The following is a 23,579-nucleotide window of genomic DNA, read 5'->3' as shown; positions in this document are numbered from 1 at the left end:
TAACCATGCAACCCATTTGTACTTAGCGCAAAACTCCGCTACATTGAGTTAAATTTCAAATAAAAAGCACTGTGAAGCCCACATGCAAAAAACCGATTTCATTATTCTGCTGTTTTGTGCGATTGCTGCAATTTTGCATGGCATGAGCGGTTTTGGTTTTCCTATGCTCAGTACGGCTGCGGTGGCGATGTTATATCCACTCAGTACTGCGGTTGCTTTGGTTCTGATTCCCTGTTTGCTTCTTAACGTGTACATGCTGCGGGGCGATGCCACACAATCTATATTCAGCAGTTTATATGGCTACTGCAAAAAATATTGGGGTTTAATCTTCAGTGCACTGATTGGCAGCTATTTGGGCGTCAGTTTGCTGCTCATTCTGAACGAAGGTTATTTAAAATTGGCAATGGGCGTACTGATTTTATTGTACGTGGCCGATCAATTTCGACAACGTCCTTTGCAAATTTCTGCCTCACTCAAAAATATGCTGATTTTTGGTTTGCTGGCAGGTGTGATTGGTGGTGCGACCAATGCCATGGCACCATTTCTAATGATGTATTTACTCAGCACTCAACACAGCAAAACCGATATTGTGGTGATTAGCAACTTAAACTTTATTATTTCCAAACTCATTCAATTGGCAGTTTTATATCCAGTAATTCAACAGTTTAGCCACATACAATTAAAAGTTTTAGCCCTGATTTGCATCATCTCTATGCTGATGGTGTATATCGGCAGTCTGATTCGTAAACAAATTTCCCAGACATTATTTAAGCAGATTGTATTTACGTTATTGGGTTTTATGGCACTTTACGCGATTGCTCAGGGAGCATTCATCATCCAAAAATCACCTGCTTTATTGATATAAATCAGACCAATAAACATAACAAATGGAAAATTATTTAGATTTTTTTTGGCTTAAATAATTATTTACACCTATAATTAAGACCAGCTTAAAAAACAGTCTATTCAGACTGCTTCGGTCGTTTGCATCGACCAATCTTCCCTCTTTTCTTTTAATTCCTTTTTGACGGAGTGAACTTCTATGGAAAATAACCATATAGAAGTGCCAGCCAATATTAAGCGAAAAGAACTGATCAAGACTTGGGCCATTGTTATTCTTGCGACCCTGCTCTCTTTCGGTTTGTATAACGTCTTACCCTATGATGAAAACGCCAATAAGGGTCTAAGTCTGTTGCTTTTTATTGGTATTTTATGGCTCACCGAAGCGGTACACATTACCATTACAGCACTGTTAGTACCTGTGCTTGCTGTGGCTTTAGGTATGCCACTTGAAAATGCCAGCAAAGAACTTGTACCAATTTCAACCAAGCAAGCATTAGCAACTTTTGCCGATCCTGTTATTTTCCTGTTCTTTGGTGGTTTTGCCTTAGCAACTGCGCTGCATATCCAAAAACTGGATCGTAAAATTGCGATGTGGATTATTTCCATGTCGGGCGGTCACTTGGGGATTTCGGTTTTATCTATTTTTATTGTCACTGCTGCGTTGTCGATGTGGATTTCCAACACAGCCACGGCGGCGATGATGTTACCGTTGGCGCTGGGTTTATTGTCACACCTTGATGCCACCAAAGAGCGTAAAACCTTCGTTTTCATTTTATTGGGGATTGCCTACTCTGCCAGTTTAGGTGGTTTGGGTACGTTGGTGGGTTCGCCACCAAACGCTATTGCAGCCAAAGCATTAGACTATGACTTTGCTGACTGGATGAAAATTGGTTTACCAATGATGCTGATTTTGCTACCAGCAATGTTGGTCAGCTTATATTTGGTATTGCGTCCAAATTTAAATCAAAAAATTCATTTTGAAACTGAAGTGATTCCTTGGACCAAAACCCGTGTTGCAACGATGATTTTATTCGTATGTACTGCAGTGGCGTGGATTTTTGGTAAAAAACTTAGCGAAACCTTCGGCATTAGCCAACCCGATACATGGACTGCATTAGCTGCTGCATGTTTGGTAGTCATGCTAGGTACTGCATCTTGGAAGCAAGTAGCTGAAAATACCGATTGGGGCGTGTTATTACTGTTCGGTGGTGGTTTAACCCTCAGTGCGATCTTAAAAGATTCAGGCGCATCTTTGGTATTGGGTCAAACCCTTGCCAATACCTTTGGTGATACTTCGCCATTGGTAGTGATTTTTGCGGTGACCATCTTCATTATTTTCTTAACTGAATTTACCAGTAATACAGCGTCTGCTGCGTTATTGGTTCCTGTATTTGCTGCAATTGCAGACCAAATGGGTATTCCAAAAGAAATTTTAGTGGTGATTATTGGTATTGGTGCATCGTGTGCCTTTATGTTACCTGTGGCAACGCCACCAAATGCGATTGTATTTGGTACAGGTCAAATTAAACAAAGTGAAATGATGAGTGTGGGCATGGTGTTGAACGTCATGTGCGTATTTATTATTTCATTATTTGTATATTGGTTCTTTAGTTAAGGATCAATAAAAAATGGAGCACAAGATGCTCCATTTTTTTCGCCTCAATTTTAGAATATTTTTAATCATCAAATCATTACCTAAATAAATTCGCTATACTCAGGACATAATAATTTAGACACAATGAGGAGGGTTAAATGGCTAAGTTTTTAAATACGAGCGCGACCAATTTTTTCTTAGAAGAACTGATAAAAAATGCCAAAGAAAGGTTAATTTTAATTAGCCCATATTTACGTTTAAATGACCGTATTAAAGAGTTACTTGAAGATAAAGATCGACTCAAAATTGATATTCGAATCGTTTATTGAAAAAGCGATTTACATTCTGATGAAATAAAATGGATGCAAAAACTTGATTTTGTTCGGCTCAGTTTTTGTAAAAACTTACATGCTAAATGCTATCTCAATGAATCTGAATGTATTATTTCTAGTCTAAATCTTTATGAATTTAGCCAAATTAATAATAACGAAATGGGCATTTTGATTCGCAAATATGAAGATCAAGATGTCTTTAAAGATGCTTATGAAGAAGCGCAACGTATTATTCGTATTAGTGATGAAGTTAGAATTAGTTTAGATGAAGTGAAAGCCGAACCAACAAATGAATCTGTTGAAGAAACCAATGACAATAATGTTGGTAAATTAACATCATCTAAACTTGCAGCAAAACATAAAATGAAAACCAATGAATTGTTGGCTCATTTTACCGAAAAAGGCTTATTAAATATCAATGATGCTGGAAAGCACATACTCACTCAACAAGGCAAAGACGTAGGTGCAGAATTTAAAACCAGTCAATATGGTGGATATTTTTTATGGCCTGAAAATATTGAATTATAAACACCAATCAAAATTACAATAAAAAGCATCCATTACTTTTTTGAAATAATGGATGCTTTTTCTAAATTAAATCAGCTTAAACCGCCAAATCGGCTAAATTACCTTTTTGCTCTAACCACACTTTACGGTCTGCAGAGCGTTTTTTAGCCAGCAATTTATCCAATAAACCTGCGGTAAAATGACTATCATCCAAATCGAGTTGCACCAAACGGCGTGTATTTGGATCCATCGTGGTTTCACGTAACTGACTGGCATTCATTTCACCCAAACCTTTAAATCGGGTAATTTGCGGATTTTTGGTTTTGGCTTTTTTAAGCGTATTTTCCAACTCATCTTCATCTAGCGCATAATGTACATCTTTACCGTCATCAATACGGAATAATGGCGGCATGGCGACGTATAAATGCCCATCTTCCACCAAACTTGGGAAATGTTTCACGAATAAAGCACACAGCAAAGTGGCAATGTGTAAACCATCTGAGTCGGCATCGGCCAAAATACAAACCTTACCGTAACGCAATTCAGATAAATCATCACTACCTGGGTCAACCCCAATCGCAATTGCAATATCGTGTACCTCCTGCGAACCCAAAACCTCGTCCGAAGACACTTCCCACGTATTTAAAATTTTTCCACGAATTGGCATGATCGCCTGAAAGTTTTTATCACGCGCTTGCTTAGCAGAACCACCTGCAGAGTCACCTTCTACAATAAACAGTTCCGATTCTTCACGGGTTTGTCCCACGCAGTCGGCTAATTTACCCGGCAAAGCTGGGCCTGAAACGATTTTTTTACGTTCTACTTTTTTCGCTGCTTTTAAACGACGACCTGCTTTGGAAATTGCCATTTCTGCCAATTGCATGGCAATGTCAGAATTTTGGTTCAACCACAAGGCAAAAGCATCTTTGGCGATATTCTGCATAATGCTTGCCGCTTCACGGCTCGATAAACGCTCCTTGGTCTGCCCAGAAAACTGCGGCTCTTGGAACTTTAACGATAAAATGTAGTTAACCCCATCCCAAACATCTTCGGCAGATAGCTTTAAATTGCGCGGCAATAAATTGCGTAATTCACAGAACTCACGTAAAGCATCGGTCACACCAGAACGTAGTCCATTGACATGCGTACCGCCTTGCGCAGTCGGAATCAAGTTGACATAACTTTCCTGAATTTGCTCGCCACCTTCTACGTTCCAACAAATTGCAAATTCTGCACTAGCACGTTCTGCCTCACCTGTCGCCACAAAAGCAGGAGCAGGTACAATCTCACGATCTTCCAGCTCATCCATCAAATAGTCGACTAGACCATTTTCAAACTGCCAGACAATTTTTTCATCGTTAATTTCATCAATGTAATGAATTTCTAAACCTGCAGCCAGTACCGCTTTGGCTTTTAAATTGTGCTTTAAGGCTTTTAGCGCAAATTTAGGTGAATCAAAATATTTAGCTTCAGGCCAGAAATGTACCAACGTACCCGAAGCACGTTTTGGCGCTTTGCCTTCCAAGACTTCTAAAGGTGCAGCGGCTTCGCCCTGATCAAAAGCCATTTTATACAGGTTGCCCTGACGCTGTACGGTCACTTCAACCCGACTGGACAAGGCATTCACTACAGAAATACCGACCCCGTGCAAACCACCCGAAAATTGGTAGTTGTCGGTGCTGAACTTACCGCCTGCATGCAGCTTGGTCAGAATAATTTCAATCCCGCTTTGCCCGTATTCTGGGTGAATATCGACAGGCATACCACGGCCATTGTCTTCTACCGACAAAGAGCCATCTTTATAGACTTTTACGGTAATTTTATTGGCATGCCCTGCAAGTGCTTCATCCACCGCATTATCAATAACTTCTTGCGCCAAATGGTTTGGACGTGTGGTGTCGGTATACATGCCCGGGCGACGACGTACTGGATCTAAACCAGATAAAACTTCAAGAGATTGAGCGGTATATTGAGACACGTTGTACTGTTTCCTTAAGCTAGGGAATCCGATAAAAATTGCAGTAACATCGGAATTTTGTCTGCAAAATCATCCATGGCATGATTGCCGTGCGCTTCAGTCATGATCATGGCCGAAGGTGAGGCAGCACTATAATAACGCTGCGCTTCACGATAATCCAAAACTTCATCGCCTTGTTGCAATAACACCAATATTTTGTCTGCATCTTGCGCAACTGGCAACGCAATGTCTGCTAAGTCATCCAATTGCGCTGCAGTTAAGCTCCAGTTCGGATGTACCACATAGGGCAGCACATCGCCAAACAAGTCCTGAAACAATTGCCATGGTCGCATAGCAGGGTTAATCACAACAGCAGGCACATGATGCTGTGCGACCAGTTGTGTCGCATAAAAGCCGCCTAGACTGCTGCCCACCAATGCCACATTGGGCAAACGTCGAATCAATGCCGATACGTTTGCCAAAACCGCTAAAGGTGGAGCATTTAAATCGGGCAAATGCATCTGAATATCAGGGCGATGCTGCTGCACATAGGCATACAATAGCTGCCCTTTCATGGACAAAGGACTGCTCTGAAAACCATGTAAATAAATTAAATTCATGCGTGACATTTCTAAGTAACACCATTCAATTTTTGGCTGATACAGCACTTATTTTGCGTTTTTAATTTAATTTTCATGGAAAAATGCAATTGTTAGACAAAAAGATGCGAACATCTTGGCATTCATCGGTATTTTACAAGTAGTTCAAGATGAACACGATAAAATAAAAGTATCGGGTTTGGTGACAATTCATCTAAAAATTTACAGTCCTGTAAATTCATGAAATGCCAACAGACCCTTGAGTTTATACCGCGAACCCAAGTAAAAATAAAGCGTTCGGTATATGGGAACACAAGGGGCAACACAGTATGCCAAGTTTAACACCGCTGCATGAAACCTATTGTAGATGGGACCGTACACCTCCAAGTCAGGCCGATATCTTAGAAGGCTTGGCACAGTTGGTCAGCACGCGCCTGAATGCCGTGATGAGCGAAGTGATTCAAACCATTCAGCGTGAAGTTTTGCTCAGCGTATTTGGCATGAGCGAACAACGCTCGCAAAAGTTTCAAAAAACCGCGACTTTTCAAAAGCTGTATAAGTTTGCCTTTCACAGCTTACAACAATACGGCTATCACTTTGTTGCGCCAGGTTTACGTCAAATTATTGCGCAATTTCCCAACTTACATGACAAAGCACTCACACCAAGCCTGCATTTTTTAGTCGGTGTACTGAATGGCGTATTGGGAGATTATCTACTCGAACAGCAAAATCCGCTCGCCTTACCTATGGTGCTCTATGACCATTATGGCGAAGTCCAACAAGGCGATTTGTCTGGGCGTGTGGTGATTTTTGTGCACGGTTTATGCCGCAATCACCTCGATTGGACTACACACCAATTTGGTGGTTTTGGTGAAAAATTACTGGCACAACGTGACCATAACACCATGTTATATCTGAATTACAATACAGGGCGTCGCATTTCTGCCAATGGCCGCAGTCTTGCCAATACCTTAGATGATTTAATTCAGCGTCATCCTAAAATTACCAGTATTGATTTAATTGGGCACAGCATGGGTGGCTTGGTGTCGCGCAGTGCGCTGTTTTACGGTAAGCAAAATTTGCAGCACTGGATTCACTTGGTCGAAAATCTGGTCTGCTTGGGTTCACCACATCATGGGGCTGTTTTGGAGCGTTTTGGTTTCCATTTACAGGAAAAATTAGGTCGCTTTCCTATTGTGAAAATTGTCGGGCATTTGGTCAACATTCGCAGCAACGGCATTTTAGATTTGCGCTATGGCAGTGTGCGAGATGATGACTGGGAACATAATCAGGCACGAATTGGACAGGTCGATGACAACCGCAAACCTGCACCTTTGCCAACCCATATTAATGCTTATTTCGTGGCAGGCAGTATTGAGTTTGAGAAAAAGCAGAACCTGACCCGCAAAGTCATTGGCGATTATTTAGTCAGTATAAAAAGTGCTTTGGGGGAACATCCTAACCCACGTTTTCAATTAAAACTGCCTGAATCGCACAAAGCTGTGTTCTATGGTCTGAACCACTTTCAGTTACAATATCATCCAAGTGTGGCAGAGCAATTGGTGAAATGGTTTTATCCTGCGCATGAAGAAGTACCAGAGCAGCAAATTCGTGAGTTTATTGGTGATTGGTCAAGCTTAGAAGGCATCGCGCTCACCTAACATAGTCTAAACAGTTCAAAATACGCTACAACACGATGATTGGTAGATAGATTATCAACAGATACACAAAAAAAATGCGCCATCGCAATTTTATGGATGACGCATTTTTATCAATTCAGTGAGCAAGTAGCCCGAATTTATTTTTTCTTCACTTTGCCAAATGTAGTCGATGCCACAAACGGATAGTTACGCAGCAATTGCCATAAACTGATGAGTGCCAACACGCTAAAGAACAGCAATGACCACACGGGTAAAGACTGCCCCAAGAACGTCCAATCAATCACAGCACATTCACCTGAACCCGACAGCACTTGTTGCAACACAGCTTTCATGGGTAAAGCATCTACCAAATAATCTAGCCCTGGACCGCAGCTTGGCACTTGATCGGGCGGTAAGTTTTGCAGCCACACATGCCGTGCTGCCACACCCACTGACCATAAAATTCCAATACTGCCGAACAGCGCGTAAATACGCTTAACCACGTTAGATTTAGGGTTATGCACAAAAGCAATCAGTGAAACCAAACCCAATGCAATTAAGCCCACCCGCTGAAAAACGCACAGTGGACACGGCGCTAAACCTTGCACATGCTCTAAATACAATGCAAATGTCATCCCAATGACACTGGCTAAAAATAAAACACCACTTAGCAGACGATAACTCAATTGCATGTTTAAATCTCTGAGCTGTTATCTATATTGTGCGACATAGTCTGCAAAACTCAGACCCTGTGCTTGTTCAAGTTGTTGTTGTTGCTGAATAGATTGCACTGCAATTTCATCAAAATATGTTTGTGTTTCAGGACGCAGCGCATGTTGCTCATACGCATGTGCATGTTGCTGCGCCATATAACTGCCAAAGCCCCACGTACCACCATGACGAATAGTATCGGCAATCATGTGTGCCGACAGAGTTTCATCGACTTCATGCAAACGCACCATCATGCGTTCTAAAGCTTGAGAATACAGCTGCGTCGCATAACTTTGGTCGAGTAAAGCAGCCAAAGGTTGCATGGCGGTGACATACTGCTGTCCCCACGCTTCAATTGGGGTTTTAACATCGCTCTCTTGAATGTGCGCATTTGGCGCACGCCCACGATTGACCACTTCGGCCTGATTTTTTTCGATGATGCTTTGTTCCGCATCTAACAAGGCTGGGCTGTCTTGCAACAAACAATACAATGCTAAGACTTCCAAAAAGCCTGCGGTATGTTCATCTATCCCAATTGGGCTATACGGATTAACATCTACCGCACGTAATTCGACATAACCAATACCACGATTGGCAAGTGCTTGAGATGGGGTTTCACCTTCTTGTGGTACTTGTTTTGGGCGCACCAAACTGTAGTACTCATTTTCGATTTGCAGCACATGGTCATTAATTTGAATTGGCTCACCCGTAGCATCATCTAAACCTAAGCGGCTAAATGGCAAGTACGGGGTTTTCACGGCTTTTTGCAAACCATCTAAATAACCTGTTAAGTCATTGTAATGAATACCAAGTTTTTTCTGCGCCGAGTTTTGATAGCCAAAGTTACCCATACGCAACGCAGTCGCATACGGTAAATACAACGTGCCTCTTAACAACGGCAACAAATGATGTTCACGCCCCGTCATAAAACACTGACAAACCGATGGACTTGCACCGACTAAAAACATCACCAATGGCGTTAAACGAATAAAGTTACGAATTAAACCTAAATAACGATGACTACGATAATCTTGCAAACTCAGTGCTTTGAGCTGCTCATCACTTTCATGTTGTTGCAAGGCGGCAAATAAATGTTCAGGGAAGGATAAATTATAATGCACCCCTGAAATGGTCTGCATACGGCGACCATAGCGCACACCTAAACCACGGCGATACAAGGTTTTAAAGCGCCCAATATTGGAGCTGCCATATTGCGCCAGTGGAATACCGTCATCGGTTTCATCGAGCATACACGGCATCGACAGCGGCCAAAGTTTTTCACCTTCGCCTAAGTGTTGATGCACCACGCTATGAATATCTCGCAAATAATCAAGCGCGTGTTGAATGCTGCTTTGCGGTGGAGTAATGAACTCCATCAACGCTTCGGAATAGTCCGTAGTAATATGCGGATGTGTGAGTGCCGAACCCAAGGCTTGAGGATGTGCTTGCTGCGACAAGAAGCCATCGCTTTGCATACGCAGACTTTCGCGTTCAATCCCGCGCAACATCCCTTGAAGCAACGCAGCGTCTACCCATGTTGGTAGAACATCTTGCGCATTTGGTTCGGGTTGACTCATTACACTCTCGCTTAATCCAATACACTACAAATACGACATAAACCACAGGCTGATTTTGGGTCGGTGGCAATTTTCTCTATCATGCAGATGATCTGAGATGAAATTGCTACCGTTCAAGTATAACTTGATTTGGCATCAGCACATGCGCTTGGGCTGTTTTTTCTAACAAAATGATGATTTTGGGGCATGCTGACATTTTATAAAGTGGTCAACGTCAATAAATTTTAATTTGGCAATTTTTTATCACAAAGTTGCACTATAAGACATGCTAAATTTGTGATTTTATAATCAAAAGAACAGAGGTAAATAATAAAGCGTATGAATTATCAAGATTTTTTAGATTTTTGGTTTTCTCCTGCTGCAGAACCGAACTGGTTTGTCAAAAGCGCAGAATTTGATGCCGTGCTTGCAGAAAAATTTACCGATGTACTGCAACAAGCGGCACAAGGAGAACTATGGACATGGCGCGAAACACCCGCAGGTCGTTTGGCTGAAATCATTGTTTTAGATCAATTATCACGTAATTTATACCGTAATGACCCGCGTGCCTTTGCCCAAGATGGAATGGCCTTGGTGTTGGCACAAGAAATGATTCACTTAAAATTGGATCAGGACTTAAACCCAACCGAACGTCGTTTTCTATATATGCCGTTTATGCACAGTGAATCCAAACGTATTCACGAAGTCGCATTAACGTTGTTTGAAAGTTTGAATGACCCCACCGTGTTGGGCTATGAACTGAAACATAAAGTGATTATTGACCGTTTTGGACGTTATCCACATCGGAATCAGGTGTTGGGACGTCCTTCGAGTGCAGAAGAACTTGAGTTTTTAACCCAACCCAATAGCAGTTTCTAACTGGCGAGCTTGTCTTGGCTGGTTGATGTGTACAGGAGCTTTCACATGAAATATTCCCTACTCGGTCTTGCCCTTGCCAGCAGTTTGCTGTTTACAGGCTGTGCCACGACATCCTCTAAACCGCTCAGCTTTGAGCAGTTGGGGCAATACAGCACCACACCACTGAATGCGCAAACCTATCGGATTAGTTTTTTAGCGGGTCATAACATGAGTTTTGGCACTGCAGAAGAAATTACTTTGGTGAGAGCAGCACAAACCACGCTGCAACACGGTTTTCGCTTTTTTAAAGTTTTAGATGATCCGAGTAACCGTAGCCAGAAACCACCTAGACAAGCCGTGGTTTACCCTGCACCAAGTTACTATCCGTATAGCTATTCGCCGTATGGATATTATCATCGTCGCGCACCATTCTGGCCTGACCCATTCTATGATATGCCGCAAGTGGTGACCCTCGATCCGACTCAAGTGTCTTACACCATTCAGTGTTTTAAAGATCAAAAATCTGCACCTGAAGATGCCTTTGATGCGAGCCTAATTTTACAATCACTGGGGGCAAAATATGGTTTAAGTCCCACAGGACAACCATTACCCCCACCAACCTCTGCCCCTGCCGCGCCCTAATGAGATAAGGATGCCTGCATGAATACAGCGTCTGACCACACTTTAGCGAGCAGCTCGCAGCATAGCTCTCCGAGCCTGCAACGCAGTAAACGCTTTGCCACCATTGCTTTAGTGATTGCCGTGCTGGCATGGCTGGCATTAATGCTGACCGCAAAATTACTGCCTGAATATACGTGGTTGATTCACATACTAATGCTGTCTGCCGAAGCAGGCGTGGTCGGTGGTCTGGCAGACTGGTATGCGATTACGGTGCTGTTTCGCAATCCTTTTGGCAAAATGCCAATTCCTAAATTCTTACGTGATCACACCGAAATTATTCCACGCAACAAAGACCGTATTGCCGAGTCGATGGGGCGTTTCGTACAGGAAAACTTTTTATCGCCCCAAGTGGTACAAAAAAGCCTGCACAGCACTGACTTATCTTTATCCGTGGGCAAATGGTTGGCGAATCCACAAAATAATGCGCAAGTGACCCAAGTCATTCAGCAAACTGTACCGAAAATTTTTGAATTTGTCGGGCAAGAACAAATTGGGCGCTTTATTCAAAGCAACAGTGTGCAATGGGTTCGCAATACTCAGGTCAACCACTTGGCCAGTGAAATGCTGCGTGCGGTTTTGGAAAATGACTTTCATCAGGATGTGCTGCAACGCGGTTTAGACCTTGCCCATGACTGGATGCTGAAACATCCTGAAAAAAGCCGTGAATTGACCCGTCAATTATTTAAAGAACTTGGCGTGTGGAAACTGGCCAAAGGTGCGAGCTGGATTGGAATTGATGTGCAGCAACGCACTATAGATTCTTTACTGCAACGGGTCGAATCCATGCTGGCAGACCCTGAACATCCTTGGCGACAAAAAATTGAAGAGGCTGGGCAGCAACTCATGTTACAACTGGCAGATAACAACAGCAGTGCCAGTCTGCGCCTAAATGACACTAAAAATGCCCTGTTAGACAGCCCACAAGTCTTGAGTTTTATCAGTGGTGCCGTGGTCATTCTCTGCAATGCGATTAAGGAAGATTTACAAAAACCTGATTCAGGAATTGCGCAAAACCTGCGTGTTGCAATTCAGCAAGTCGGTGAAAATATTATTGCCAATACCGCAGTACGTCAGTTACTGAATGAAAAAATGAGTACGATTGCGGTGAATTTGTCTGATCAATATAGTGAAAAAGTGATTCGTTTTATTAGTGAGCGTATTCATGAATGGGACTCACGCGAAATGATTGGCAAAATTGAAAACGAAGTGGGTGGTGATTTACACATGATTCGAGTCAATGGTGTGGTCGTAGGTGCATTTATTGGTCTAGGATTGGGGGTTATTCGGGCATTGGTGGAGTTGATTTGAGATGAAATTTTTTTGATAAGTCGATCTTGAGGTGTTCAATCAAAAATAACGCCTCGAACGATCTATTCAAGCCACATCATCACCCTTTACCCCATTTGCATTCCCCCCTGAAAACGCTACGATGTAAAACAAGCTGCTGCCACAACCAGAACCCCACTATGCTCGATATTCACGCGAAACTGCCTGCTCAAGGTCTGAGTATTTTTAGTACCATGTCTAACTTGGCACAACAACTGAATGCCTTAAATTTATCGCAGGGTTTTCCCGACTTTCCCCCACCTGCAGCATTACTGGATGCTTTAAGCCAAGCCACACACGCAGGCTTCAATCAATATCCTTTGGGCGATGGTTACTTGCCACTACGCGAACAACTGGCACAGCAATTTTTACAGCGTGATCAGCTAATGCTTGACCCGATCAGTGAAATTACCATCACCCCAGGGGCAACACTGGCTATTTTTAGCATCATGCAAACCGTGCTGCAGGCAGGCGATGAAGTCATTATTTTTGATCCAAGTTATGACAGTTATGCACCCTGTGTAAAATTGTTGGGTGCAAAAGCCGTTCATATTCCGCTGCAGGCTCCACATTTTCAGGTGGACTGGAATATGGTCAAAGATGCGATTCATGCCAAAACCCGCATGATCATCATCAACACACCACATAACCCCACAGGCACAGTATGGTCAGCGCAAGATTGGCAGCATTTAATTGATGTTATTCAGGAACATAATATTGTGGTGCTGTCCGATGAAGTCTATGAACATTTGGTCTTTGATGCGCATCAACACCGCTCTGCACTGTCTTTTCCTGAGCTTAGGGAACGCAGTTTTGTCGTGGGTTCCTTTGGTAAAACTTTTCATGTCACAGGCTGGAAAACAGGCTACTGTGCGGCTGCACCTGCCTTAATGCAGCTCTTTCGCCAAGCCTATCAATTTATTAATTTCTGCGGAGTTAGCGCTGTGCAAGTGGCTTTGGCAAATTATATGCAGCAGCACCCTGAACATATTGCAGAACTGGCAAAGTTTTATCAGGACAAACGTGATTTGTTTAATCAAGGCATTGCCAATTCACGCTTTCAATTCAGCCCTGCACAAGGCACTTATTTTCAAAATTTAGATTACAGCAATATCCGTCCCGGCTTAAATGCTGTCGATATGTGCCATTTTCTAGCCGAGGAGCACGGCATTGTCGGTATTCCTGTGTCTGCATTTTATCAAACCCCACCCGATGATTTACGTTTAATCCGTTTCTGCTTTGCTAAAAAAACCGAAACCCTGTTGCGTGCAGGTGAAATTTTATCGGCAATTTAAGCGGCAACAAATGCCACTGAGTTACTGAAAAGCTAAGGCTTTTTATGACCAAATCATGCTAGGGTGAAATTTCAAACAACCGCATATTGAAGCGCAGGATTTGGCATGGCAAGACCTCAGGCACTGGTCGATCACCCTCAGCTTTGGAAAACCTTTTTGGTGTTTCTATTGCCACTGATTGCCACCAATATTTTGCAAAATCTTTCGGGCACCATTAACACGATTTTTGTCGGGCAAATGCTCGGTGTGGAAGCCATTGCTGCGGTGTCGGTATTTTTTCCCATTATTTTTTGCCTGATGGCCTTTGTGATTGGGCTTTCGGCAGGATCGACCGTGTTGGTCGGGCAAGCGTGGGGCGCACAAAATGTCGAAAAAGTGCGTTGTATTGTCGGTTCGACTTTATTTATGACCCTAATTGGCGGCAGTTTCATTGCCTGTTTGGGGGTGATTTTTGCCGAACAAATTTTAATATTATTAGGCACAGACCCTAAAGTGATGCATCTATCCCTGCCGTATGTGCAATGGATGTTGGCAGGCAGCCCACTGCTGTTTGTTTATATTATTTATACCTCTATTTTACGTGGAGTGGGCGATAGCCTTACGCCACTCATTGCCCTGAGTTTGACTAGTTTAATGGGATTGGTGATTACCCCCATCCTGATTGCAGGTTATTTTGGCTTTCCTCGCTTGGGCATTATTGCCCCTGCAATTGCCACCATTCTGGGCTATCTGGCTGTTTTAATTTTTTTGGTGATTTACCTGAATAAAAAGAATCATCCCTTAAAAATGGATGTGCATCTACTACGTCAAATTCGGCATCAACCCAATTTAAGCAAGGTGATTTTACGCTTAGGGATTCCCACAGGCTTACAAATGGTCACTACCTCTATGGCAGGTTTGGTGATTGTCGGTTTGGTCAATCGGCATGGTGCTGAGGCCACTGCCGCCTATGGCGCAGTTAATCAGGTGTTGAACTATATTCAATTTCCTGCGCTATCTATTGCAATTGCCGCTTCAATTTTTGCTGCACAAGCCATTGGTGCAGGCAAAGCCGAATTACTGGCTAAAGTGACCCGTACAGCCTTAGGCATGAATTTGCTGATTACAGGTATTTTAGTCACCTTGGGTTATTTATTTTCTAAATATCTGATGGCGTTGTTTATTACCGATCCTGCGGTGGTGGTACTGGGTCAGCAGCTCTTATTTATTGTGTTATGGGCCATTTTATTTTTTGGTGCCAGTGCAATTTTTGCCTCCATTATGCGCGCCAGTGGCACGGTCAATGTTCCAATGATCATCAATATTTTAGCGATTGTTTTAATTGAAGTACCGTGTGCTTATTTCTTCAGTCAGTGGTGGGGTTTGCAAGGAATTTGGTATGCCTATGCCTTGGCATTTGTGAGTCTGTGCATCGGTCAAGGTGCGTATTATCAATTTGTCTGGAAGAAAAAAACCATTCAGGTTTTGGTCTGAATGGTCTGTTATATTTGTAAGTTAGATTAACCGCGTTTCTTGCCCAACTTAGTCGCCCATGCGGTAACTTTCTGATAACCCGTTGGAACAATACGCTGGATTAAATCCAAAGTTTTGGCATCATTACCAATCAATAAACGGCGCTTGTCTTTTTGTACCGCTTCTAAAATTTGGCGCGCCGCTTCTTCAGGCGGGCAACGCAATAATTTATTAAAAGCACGTGCCGATTTTTCAGGATTCATGCCCAAAGTGCGCATGCTGTCGTTCATTTTAGCATTGTTGGCAATATTGGTACGAATCCCGCCTGGATGCACGCTCAACGCACTCACACCACAATTTTCCAAATCCAATTCCTGACGCAAAGACTCGGTAAAACCGCGCACCGCAAATTTGGTTGCGTTATAAGCCGACTGCGTTGGCTGTGCAGTTAAACCAAATAAACTGGAAATGTTAATGATATGACCATCTCCCGTTTGTTTGATTAAAGGCAAAAATTCTTTGGTGCCATATACCACGCCCCAAAAGTTAATCCCCACAATCCACTCCAGCTCTTCGTAAGTTGCACCCTCTACAGTAGAACCCAAAGCCACGCCTGCATTATTAAAAATCATATTGACCGAGCCGTGGTCTCGCACAGTTTCTGCCGCCCAAGCACGCATTTGCTCCAGTTGAGATACATCCACCTTTTTAATGGTCACACGCACATTGCTGTCTTTTAACAAGTCTACAGTTTGGGCCAAACCTTGTTCATTCACATCACTAAGCGATAAATGACAGCCTTGCTGTGCCAAAAGCACTGCCAGTTGCTGTCCAATCCCCGAGCCTGCACCTGTAATTGCGGCAACTTTATTTTTAAAATTTTTCATGTGGTTTCCTTGAGTATGTTGCCTGCACAGTTCAGACCTGCTTGTTTTTCTGTAGGGCTGTGCAGTTATATCGCTTTCAATATAATTTTGACAATAACTATTGTCAATATAAGTCAAAACGAATATCGCAAACAAATATGAAAACATAGGTTTAACAGATAATTATTGCTAATATAAAACCCATTAACGAATTTATTTGGCTCAAGTGAAGATGACAGAACAACTGCCCATCCACGCAGATACACAACAACAGCCCCAGAAACAACAAAAAGAACGTCAGTTTAAAGGTCTGTCTTTAACTGAACGCAAACAGGCACGTCGGGAAAAACTGATTGAAGCGGGTATTCAGGCCTATGGTACGCATGGTTTTTTTGCCGTGACTGTCAAAGATATTTGTACCGAAGCCAAACTGACCGAGCGTTACTTTTACGAATCCTTTAAAAAAAGCGAAGAACTATTTCAGACTATTTTTTTAAAACTGATTGATGAATTGCAGCAAAATGTCATGCAAGCCATTATGCAAGCATCCACCGACCCGAAAAAAATGATTGATGCAGGACTGACTGCTTTACTGACCACGCTAAAAAATAACCCGCAAATGGCACGTATTATTTATATTGATGCCATGCTGGTGCAAGAACTACATAACCAAGCCACCATTCACGAAACTATGTCGCGTTTTGACCGCATGATTCAGGCCTTTGTCATGCTGATGATGCCGCATTTAGACCGCCCCAACCGAGAAATTTCACTGGTAGCGACAGGCTTAAATGGTTATGTCACCCAAATTGCGATTCGCTGGGTGATGAGCGATTTCAAACAATCCATGGAAGATGTCTTGTCTTCTTGCCGTATTGTATTTTTATCGTTATTACAGACCTTTTCGGAAAAAGAGCAAGCTTTTGTGAAAGATTCTTCGACATTGTCATAAAATCGAAAAATATTCATAATATTTTTCAAATTCAGAGGGGTCTGCTGACATTTCATAAATGGCTTGCGCTGTAGGCTAAAACTGAGCAGATCAGGCAGGGAATAGTGGGTCTATTGCCAAGTTTCATAACGCAATCTGAGAAAGTTTTAGCTACAGTCCTTCGGAACGAGCATATTTTTTTGCCGCTATTGCGTTATGAGTCAGTCACTTAGAATAACTAAATTTCCTGCCTCATGCCTTATATCAGCTAAAAATATGCGTCATCGCAAACATAGACGAAGTGTCAGCAGACCCTATTTACTTTGACTGAACCTGTTCAGTTTTTTCATCAAATCGACACTATTTTGTCACAAATTATTGCAAAAATAGCCCATTCAACCCTTTCTGCAATGATACTGTCATAATTAATCTTTGTAATAAGCCTGTCATAAATAAAACGGTCCACCGTTAACATCTATAGGATATTGCGTTGTGAAAGATGACTACATTTTAATCGTCGATGACGAACTTCCAATTCGGGAGATGATCCATACCTCTTTAGATATGGCAGGCTTTCAGTGCTTACAAGCAGAAGATGCAAAACAAGCTCATCAGATGATTGTCGATCAACGTCCAGCGCTTATCTTGCTTGATTGGATGATGCCAGGCGGTGTCAGCGGTGTAGACTTGTGCCGTCGCCTAAAACGCGATGACAACCTTGCTGAAATTCCTGTGATTATGCTCACTGCACGTGGCGAAGAAGATCACAAAGTTCAAGGTTTAGATGCTGGCGCGGACGACTACATGACTAAGCCGTTCTCGACCCGTGAACTGGTGTCACGTATTAAAGCGGTCTTACGTCGTGCCAATGCCTTAAGCGGTGAAAAAACTATTGATGCCAACGGTTTAATTTTGGACCCAGTCAGCCAGCGTGTCAGTTTTGGTGACAATATTTTAGAAATGGGCCCAACCGAATATCGTCTATTGGCGTTCTTTATGACGCACCCAGAGCGCGCTTACACCCGAGCGCAATTGCTTGACCAAGTCTGGGGCGGCAATGTATATATTGAAGACCGAACTATTGATGTGCATATTCGTCGTTTACGTAAAGTTTTAGAACCGTATGGCGTAGACCGTTTTGTACAAACGGTACGTGGTACAGGCTATCGCTTCTCGACACGTGCGGATGTTGCTTTAGGCTAAAATTATTTTATGTACGAACCTTACCCAGTCCCTGAACTCGCCCGTGACCTCAAACAAGTTCGTTACAGCAGTTTATGGACTTTTGCCAAACAAGATTTTCGTTTATTGGCCTTTTTCCTAATTATTGCAAGCTTGATTGGTTTTGGGATTGGGTATTTTTGGATTTGTATTAGCCTCGCCTTTTTGCTGTTTTTTCTTCAGCAAATGCGCTCCCTCTATTTAGTTAATGATTGGATTTCCAATCGTCCTTATGATGTGCCGCCAAATCTGCATGGTATTTGGGGTGCATTACTGTTCAATGTTTATCGCTCACAACGTCAGGAACGTATCGTTCAGGCCGAAATGGTCGGGTTGATTGATCGCGCCCAGTCTTCATTGGTGGCGTTGGATGAAGCCGTGATGCTGATTGATGAAAATCATCAAATTGAATGGTGGAACCCTGCTGCTGAAAAGCTATTGGGTATTCAGCCTTTAGACCGTGGACGCAACATCCTCACTATTTTGCGCCAACCTAGTTTTATTGAATATTTTAATCATATTGATCAAGCACCTGACGGTTTAAAAATGAAATCTAGCGTGCATGAAGGGCAATATGTGCAAGTCAAAATGACTCAGTTTGGTGGCGATAGCCGTTTGTTATTTGCTTACGACATGACGCGTATGCATAACCTAGAACAAATGCGTAAAGACTTTGTCGATAATATTTCACACGAATTACGCACTCCGCTAACGGTGCTGAGTGGTTATATCGAAACCTTTACCGATCAGGAAGATATTAACCCGCGTTGGAAACGTGCTTTTGAGCAAATGCAGTCACAAACCCGACGCATGAACGCTTTGGTAAATGACCTGCTGCTGCTGTCGCGTCTGGAAAATGAAAAAACCATCGCCAAAAATCAAATTATTGAAATGCCAAGTTTAATGAATCAATTATTTGACGATGCACATGCCTATAACGTCGATTATGGACATACGCTCAACTTAAATATTGACAGTCATTATGATCTGATTGGTTCAGATGTAGAATTGGCCAGTGCCTTTAGCAACCTGATCACCAATGCGATTAAATATACCCCGAAAGGTGGGACGATTACCATTGGCTGGCATGATGATGGCAATCAAGGTTATTTTACTGTGGAAGATACAGGCATCGGGATTGATCCGAAACACTTACCACGCTTAACCGAACGCTTTTATCGTGTAGACAGCGCACGTAGCCGACAAACAGGCGGTACTGGTTTAGGTTTAGCAATTGTGAAGCACGTTTTGATGCAGCATAATGCACACTTAGAAGTCGAATCTAAAGAAAATCAAGGCTCTATATTTAAAGTCGTGTTCCCAAAAGAGCGTTTGTATTACGAAACTTAAGCGCTGGTTGAGCTAAAATAGACAATAAATTACAGATTTAAAAAACAAAAAAACGCCAAATTACTTTGGCGTTTTTTATTTCTTTATTCACATATTTTATTCAGCAGAAACGATATGTCCCAGGGCTTTCCCCATTTCCACTACAGAATTGGCTTTGAATTCAGCATCCCACTGCATTTTATTTTCTTCAAACAAAACAATCGCGGTTGAACCCAAATAAAAACGTCCTAATTCTGCACCTTTTTCAAGGAATAATTGGTGCTGATTCAGCTCCAAACGCCCTGATGGTTTCACTTTGCCTGTCGCCACGGTTTCAATGCCCGCCACAATCATGGCACCCACCAAAACAACCGCCATACGACCCAATTCGGTATCAAACAAACACACCATGCGCTCATTGCGGGCAAATAAACCCGGAATATTTTCGGCTGTGGTTTGATTGACAGAAAACAACTCACCTGGCACATATAAAGTTTCGGTGAGTGTGCCTGCAAAAGGCATGTGTACACGGTGATAATCGCGCGGAGATAAATACACGGTTGCAAATTGACCATTTTTAAATGGTTCAGCCAATTGCGGGTCGGCAATTAAGTTTTCAACAGTAAATTGCTGACCTTTGGCCTGAAAAATTGCCCCATCTTCAATTTTACCCAACTGTGAAATCGCCCCATCTGCAGGCGATACAATGCTGTTCGGATTGCTGTCAATTTCCCGCACACCCTGCTTTAAAGAACGGGTAAAAAATTCATTAAAAGATTTATATTTCAAGGCATTGCTTTGTTCTGCCAAAGACATATCAATGCCGTATTGCGCCTTGAATGCAGTGATCACCGCATTTTTGAGCACAGGATGCTCACTGGCTGCAAGTTTACCCACAACACGTGATAATTGATGTTGTGGCACAACGCGTTGTGCCTGAATGAAAATTTGTTTTTTTAAACGTGATGTGAGGCTCAAGACGGCAACTCTCCAGTAATAACAGGACTGTCAGGGCGGTTGCCCCATTCACTCCACGCACCATCATAGGCCTGAATTTTCCAACCCAATAAACGCCCTAAAATGTAGGCCAAACCTGAACGGTGATGTGACTGACAATACACCACTACAGGTTCGTTTAAATTGAATCCGAGTTGTTCCAGACGCTGTCGTGTGCGTTCTAAGGGATGCAATTTTAAATGATTTTCACGATTAAGGGCAGTACTCCATTCAAAATGCAATGCCCCAGGAATGTGACCGCCGCGTCGTGCAGCCAAACGCAGCCCTGTATATTCATCTATGGTGCGGCAATCCCAAAGTTGCACCGACTGGTTTTGGCACTTTTCTAATAGCTCATCATATTGAATTCGATACTGATTTTGCTCAACAACAGAAACAAGCGTGCTGACGGGTGTTAGTGGTTCAACCTCAGAAGTGGTTGGAAAACCTGCTACCAACCATGCGTGAATCCCACCATTCAGTAAACTGGTATTTTCAAAACCTAAGCAGTGCAAATTCCAAATCAGACGCCCTGCCCATGCGCCGCCTTCATCGTCATAGGCGACCACATGATGCTCAGGGGAAATACTCAAATACTGAATCAAGTCTTGTAAAGCCTCGGGTTCAGGCAATAGACCCGACGTATCTTCATCCTGACGTAGCAACATGCTCGGTTTGACCTGCAAAGCATGCGGAAGATGCAATTGCTCGTACACCGAATTGCGGCTCAAATCGACAATGCGCAATTTTTCATGCCCTAAAAAGGGAACTAAATCTTCTGCTTCAATCAGCAGTCCAAAATTGAATGGAGAAGTGCTCATTTTTATGCGGTTCAGTCTGTTTGGCAATCAACTTTAACTTAGTATAGGTCATTTTTGATGGCATGCTGTTTTTTTCATAAATTTCGCAGAATTTTAACAATCACATGCTTTAATCTAGAAAAAAACCGAAGATTTTCTTCGGCTTTTTCAAGTAGCTCAGGTTTTAAACAGGCGTTTGTATTTCAAAAACTTGGCGTAAATATGCCAAGAAGGTGTCATTATCGGTCATGGTTTTACCCGGACTATCAGACAATTTCGCCACCGACTGACCATTACATTCCACCAATTTCAACACAATATTCAGCGCAGTTTGCCCCATATCATTGGTTAAGTTGGTACCAATCCCAAAACTAACCTGAAAACGGTCTTTAAAATACTGATGCAAGGCCCATGCTTTTTCGACATTTAAGCCATCACTGAAGGTCAGCATTTTAGTTTTACTGTCAATTTTTAGCTTTTTATAATGTGCATAAGCTTTATCGCCCCACACATACGGGTCGCCACTGTCATGTCGCAAGCCATCAAATAACTTGGCAAAATACAAATCAAAGTCACGCAGGAAAGCATCCATTCCGACCACATCAGTCAAGGCAATGCCTAAATCACCCCGATATTCTTGCACCCAAGTTTCTAGTGCGGCTTTTTGGAAGTCACGTAAACGTACATCTAGCGCCTGAAATGCCTGTAAAAACTCATGTGCCATTGTCCCAATTGGGGTAATGCCTAATTCTTTAGCCAACAGTACATTACTAGTACCACGAAACACTTCAGGTACAGCTTGATGAAAAGCCGCAATCACGTGCTTTTGCCATGCAAAACTATAACGGCGGCGCGTACCAAAATCTGAAACCAAAAATGGTGGATCTTCAGGCAGTTGCTGCTGTTGGTAACTTTGAATCAGGGCAATTTTTTGCTGTAAACGGCGCTCACCTTCTGCCCAAACCTCATCATTACGGATGCGCTGAAAATACAGTTCATTGACAATTGCCAGGACAAAAATCTCGAACATCATGGCCTGTACCATCGGGCCTTCTACCCGAATATCCAAACGACCTTGCGCATCAATACTGGCGTGAATAAAACGACGCTTGAGCTGAAATAATTCTAAATAATCGACAAAGTCACTTTTAATAAAGCGTAAATTACGCAAATACTGCAATTCATCTTCTTTAAATTTCAACTGACACAAATGATCAAGCTGCGCATTCAACTCAGCTAAAATATCGCTCAGTGGATACGCGGTATCTTCAAGATTACGGCAGCGGAATTGATACACACTGTGCGTTTGCGGAAATTTATGCAGCACCACCTGTAACATGGTGAATTTATATAAATCAGTATCGAGCAGAGATTGAATAATGGGGGTCATAGGGATCATCATTTCGCGGTACTTCTTGCATTAAAGCATACTTTATTCAGCAAAAAAGGGCTTTTATCGACAATCTTGTTACAACTTTGCTGAAGTGTAGCCTTCCCAAGATATTTTACCTCTCTGCGGGCAGCTACCGTTCTGATGCTTTCGTGATTGATGTTAATGCACGCCAAAGTGCCTAAGTTTGCTACAATCTGCAGCCATCCCCCACACTGAGAAAATTAGTCCCCCATGCGCGCATTATTACAACGAGTTCTTGAAGCCAAAGTCGTGGTCGATGGTGAAATCACTGGCGAGATTCAACAGGGTATTTTGGTATTTTTGGGCTTAGGCAAAGACGATAATTTTGAGAAAGGCAAAAAGCTGATTGATAAAATTTTAAAATATCGTTTTTTTGATGATGAACAAGGCAAAATGGGTTGGAATGTCAGTCAGGCCAATGGCAGTGTGTTATTGGTTTCACAATTTACCCTCATGGCACAGACTCAAAAAGGTTTACGTCCTGATTTTGGCCCTGCGATGCCCCCAAACGATGCCAAAGCGCTGTATGAACAATTGGTGGACTATGCCAAAAGTCAGTTTGACAGGGTGGAAACAGGTATTTTCTCTGCCGATATGAAAGTGCATTTGGTAAATGACGGGCCTGTGACTTTTTGTTTGGAAGTCGAGTAAATCACATATAAAAAAACCTC

20 protein-coding genes and 1 pseudogene are annotated in these 23,579 nt (G+C 42.6%); 13 read left to right on the top strand and 8 right to left on the bottom strand.

Translation table 11 applies throughout. The features are described from left to right. The first annotated feature begins 82 nt into the window (after positions 1 to 82). The 3 genes and pseudogenes from FTU09_RS09160 (at position 83) to FTU09_RS09150 (ending at position 3,297) form a co-directional block, all read left to right on the top strand. Entirely contained in the window at positions 83 to 865 is a 783-nt protein-coding gene (locus tag FTU09_RS09160; protein WP_180080040.1) for a sulfite exporter TauE/SafE family protein, read from the top strand. A 177-nt stretch (positions 866 to 1,042) separates the two neighbouring features. Beyond that, positions 1,043 to 2,458 carry a DASS family sodium-coupled anion symporter gene (locus FTU09_RS09155; protein ID WP_180080037.1) on the top strand — a complete coding sequence of 472 codons (1,416 nt, stop codon included), beginning with the start codon at positions 1,043 to 1,045 and terminating at the stop codon, positions 2,456 to 2,458. A 137-nt stretch (positions 2,459 to 2,595) separates the two neighbouring features. Then, positions 2,596 to 3,297, top strand: a pseudogene (locus FTU09_RS09150) (phospholipase D family protein). Between the two features lie 76 nt (positions 3,298 to 3,373). Here the strand turns inward: FTU09_RS09150 and parE are convergent. Continuing rightward, a complete protein-coding gene (parE, locus tag FTU09_RS09145) occupies positions 3,374 to 5,254 on the bottom strand; it encodes a DNA topoisomerase IV subunit B (RefSeq protein ID WP_004974183.1) in 1,881 nt (626 codons plus the stop codon). Positions 5,255 to 5,268: 14 nt separating this feature from the next. Next, the gene (locus FTU09_RS09140) at positions 5,269 to 5,853 is read right to left on the bottom strand and encodes a YqiA/YcfP family alpha/beta fold hydrolase (RefSeq protein WP_026438348.1); all 585 of its coding nucleotides are present in this window, start codon (positions 5,851 to 5,853) and stop codon (positions 5,269 to 5,271) included. Between the two features lie 308 nt (positions 5,854 to 6,161). Here FTU09_RS09140 and FTU09_RS09135 point away from each other — a divergent pair, with 308 nt between their 5' ends. Continuing rightward, positions 6,162 to 7,493, top strand: a complete 1,332-nt coding sequence (locus FTU09_RS09135) for an alpha/beta fold hydrolase (protein ID WP_154320171.1) — start codon at positions 6,162 to 6,164, stop codon at positions 7,491 to 7,493. A 137-nt stretch (positions 7,494 to 7,630) separates the two neighbouring features. Here the strand turns inward: FTU09_RS09135 and FTU09_RS09130 are convergent, their stop codons facing one another. Then, entirely contained in the window at positions 7,631 to 8,164 is a 534-nt protein-coding gene (locus tag FTU09_RS09130; protein WP_004974176.1) for a disulfide bond formation protein B, read from the bottom strand. A gap of 18 nt (positions 8,165 to 8,182) precedes the next feature. Beyond that, a complete protein-coding gene (gshA, locus tag FTU09_RS09125) occupies positions 8,183 to 9,760 on the bottom strand; it encodes a glutamate--cysteine ligase (RefSeq protein WP_180043508.1) in 1,578 nt (525 codons plus the stop codon). Between the two features lie 318 nt (positions 9,761 to 10,078). Between gshA and FTU09_RS09120 the strand changes: the two genes are divergently transcribed. The 5 genes from FTU09_RS09120 (at position 10,079) to FTU09_RS09100 (ending at position 15,372) form a co-directional block, all read left to right on the top strand. Next, the gene (locus FTU09_RS09120) at positions 10,079 to 10,618 is read left to right on the top strand and encodes a DUF924 family protein (RefSeq protein ID WP_096901505.1); all 540 of its coding nucleotides are present in this window, start codon (positions 10,079 to 10,081) and stop codon (positions 10,616 to 10,618) included. Positions 10,619 to 10,663: 45 nt separating this feature from the next. Further along, positions 10,664 to 11,239, top strand: coding sequence for a hypothetical protein (locus FTU09_RS09115; protein WP_180080035.1), 576 nt, complete (start codon positions 10,664 to 10,666; stop codon positions 11,237 to 11,239). Positions 11,240 to 11,257: 18 nt separating this feature from the next. Further along, on the top strand, positions 11,258 to 12,586 hold the full coding sequence (locus FTU09_RS09110; RefSeq protein ID WP_180080033.1) for a DUF445 domain-containing protein: 1,329 nt from the start codon (positions 11,258 to 11,260) through the stop codon (positions 12,584 to 12,586). A gap of 158 nt (positions 12,587 to 12,744) precedes the next feature. Beyond that, the gene (locus tag FTU09_RS09105; RefSeq protein WP_180080031.1) at positions 12,745 to 13,899 is read left to right on the top strand and encodes a methionine aminotransferase; all 1,155 of its coding nucleotides are present in this window, start codon (positions 12,745 to 12,747) and stop codon (positions 13,897 to 13,899) included. Between the two features lie 105 nt (positions 13,900 to 14,004). Then, on the top strand, positions 14,005 to 15,372 hold the full coding sequence (locus FTU09_RS09100) for an MATE family efflux transporter (protein WP_096901501.1): 1,368 nt from the start codon (positions 14,005 to 14,007) through the stop codon (positions 15,370 to 15,372). Positions 15,373 to 15,398: 26 nt separating this feature from the next. Here FTU09_RS09100 and FTU09_RS09095 read toward each other — a convergent pair whose 3' ends face one another. Further along, a complete protein-coding gene (locus tag FTU09_RS09095) occupies positions 15,399 to 16,238 on the bottom strand; it encodes an SDR family oxidoreductase (RefSeq protein WP_179990229.1) in 840 nt (279 codons plus the stop codon). A gap of 211 nt (positions 16,239 to 16,449) precedes the next feature. On the opposite strand from FTU09_RS09095, the gene FTU09_RS09090 reads away from it, so the two are divergent. The 3 genes from FTU09_RS09090 (at position 16,450) to phoR (ending at position 19,719) form a co-directional block, all read left to right on the top strand. Further along, positions 16,450 to 17,169 (top strand): TetR/AcrR family transcriptional regulator, encoded by a 720-nt coding sequence (locus tag FTU09_RS09090; protein ID WP_179988766.1) that lies wholly within the window; start codon positions 16,450 to 16,452, stop codon positions 17,167 to 17,169. Between the two features lie 471 nt (positions 17,170 to 17,640). Beyond that, positions 17,641 to 18,351, top strand: a complete 711-nt coding sequence (gene phoB / locus FTU09_RS09085) for a phosphate regulon transcriptional regulator PhoB (protein WP_004974162.1) — start codon at positions 17,641 to 17,643, stop codon at positions 18,349 to 18,351. A gap of 9 nt (positions 18,352 to 18,360) precedes the next feature. Continuing rightward, positions 18,361 to 19,719 (top strand): phosphate regulon sensor histidine kinase PhoR, encoded by a 1,359-nt coding sequence (gene phoR, locus FTU09_RS09080; protein WP_178867065.1) that lies wholly within the window; start codon positions 18,361 to 18,363, stop codon positions 19,717 to 19,719. 96 nt (positions 19,720 to 19,815) lie between these two features. On the opposite strand, the gene asd is transcribed toward phoR, so the two are convergent. The 3 genes from asd to pncB form a co-directional block, all read right to left on the bottom strand. Continuing rightward, a complete protein-coding gene (gene asd / locus FTU09_RS09075) occupies positions 19,816 to 20,676 on the bottom strand; it encodes an archaetidylserine decarboxylase (protein WP_096901498.1) in 861 nt (286 codons plus the stop codon). After that, positions 20,673 to 21,515, bottom strand: a complete 843-nt coding sequence (locus FTU09_RS09070) for a sulfurtransferase (protein ID WP_180080029.1) — start codon at positions 21,513 to 21,515, stop codon at positions 20,673 to 20,675. Before FTU09_RS09070 ends, asd begins: the two co-directional genes overlap by 4 nt. 163 nt (positions 21,516 to 21,678) lie before the next feature. Continuing rightward, positions 21,679 to 22,884 (bottom strand): nicotinate phosphoribosyltransferase, encoded by a 1,206-nt coding sequence (pncB, locus tag FTU09_RS09065; protein WP_131261228.1) that lies wholly within the window; start codon positions 22,882 to 22,884, stop codon positions 21,679 to 21,681. Between the two features lie 234 nt (positions 22,885 to 23,118). Here pncB and dtd point away from each other — a divergent pair, with 234 nt between their 5' ends. Further along, positions 23,119 to 23,559: a D-aminoacyl-tRNA deacylase gene (gene dtd / locus FTU09_RS09060; RefSeq protein WP_004974142.1), complete on the top strand. Its 441-nt coding sequence runs from the start codon at positions 23,119 to 23,121 to the stop codon at positions 23,557 to 23,559. The last annotated feature ends 20 nt before the right edge of the window (positions 23,560 to 23,579 follow it).

It is taken from the genome of Acinetobacter sp. YH12058 (genome assembly GCF_013419805.1).
Taxonomy (GTDB): Bacteria; Pseudomonadota; Gammaproteobacteria; order Pseudomonadales; family Moraxellaceae; genus Acinetobacter; species Acinetobacter towneri.
This window is presented reverse-complemented; position numbering and strand designations above follow the sequence as displayed.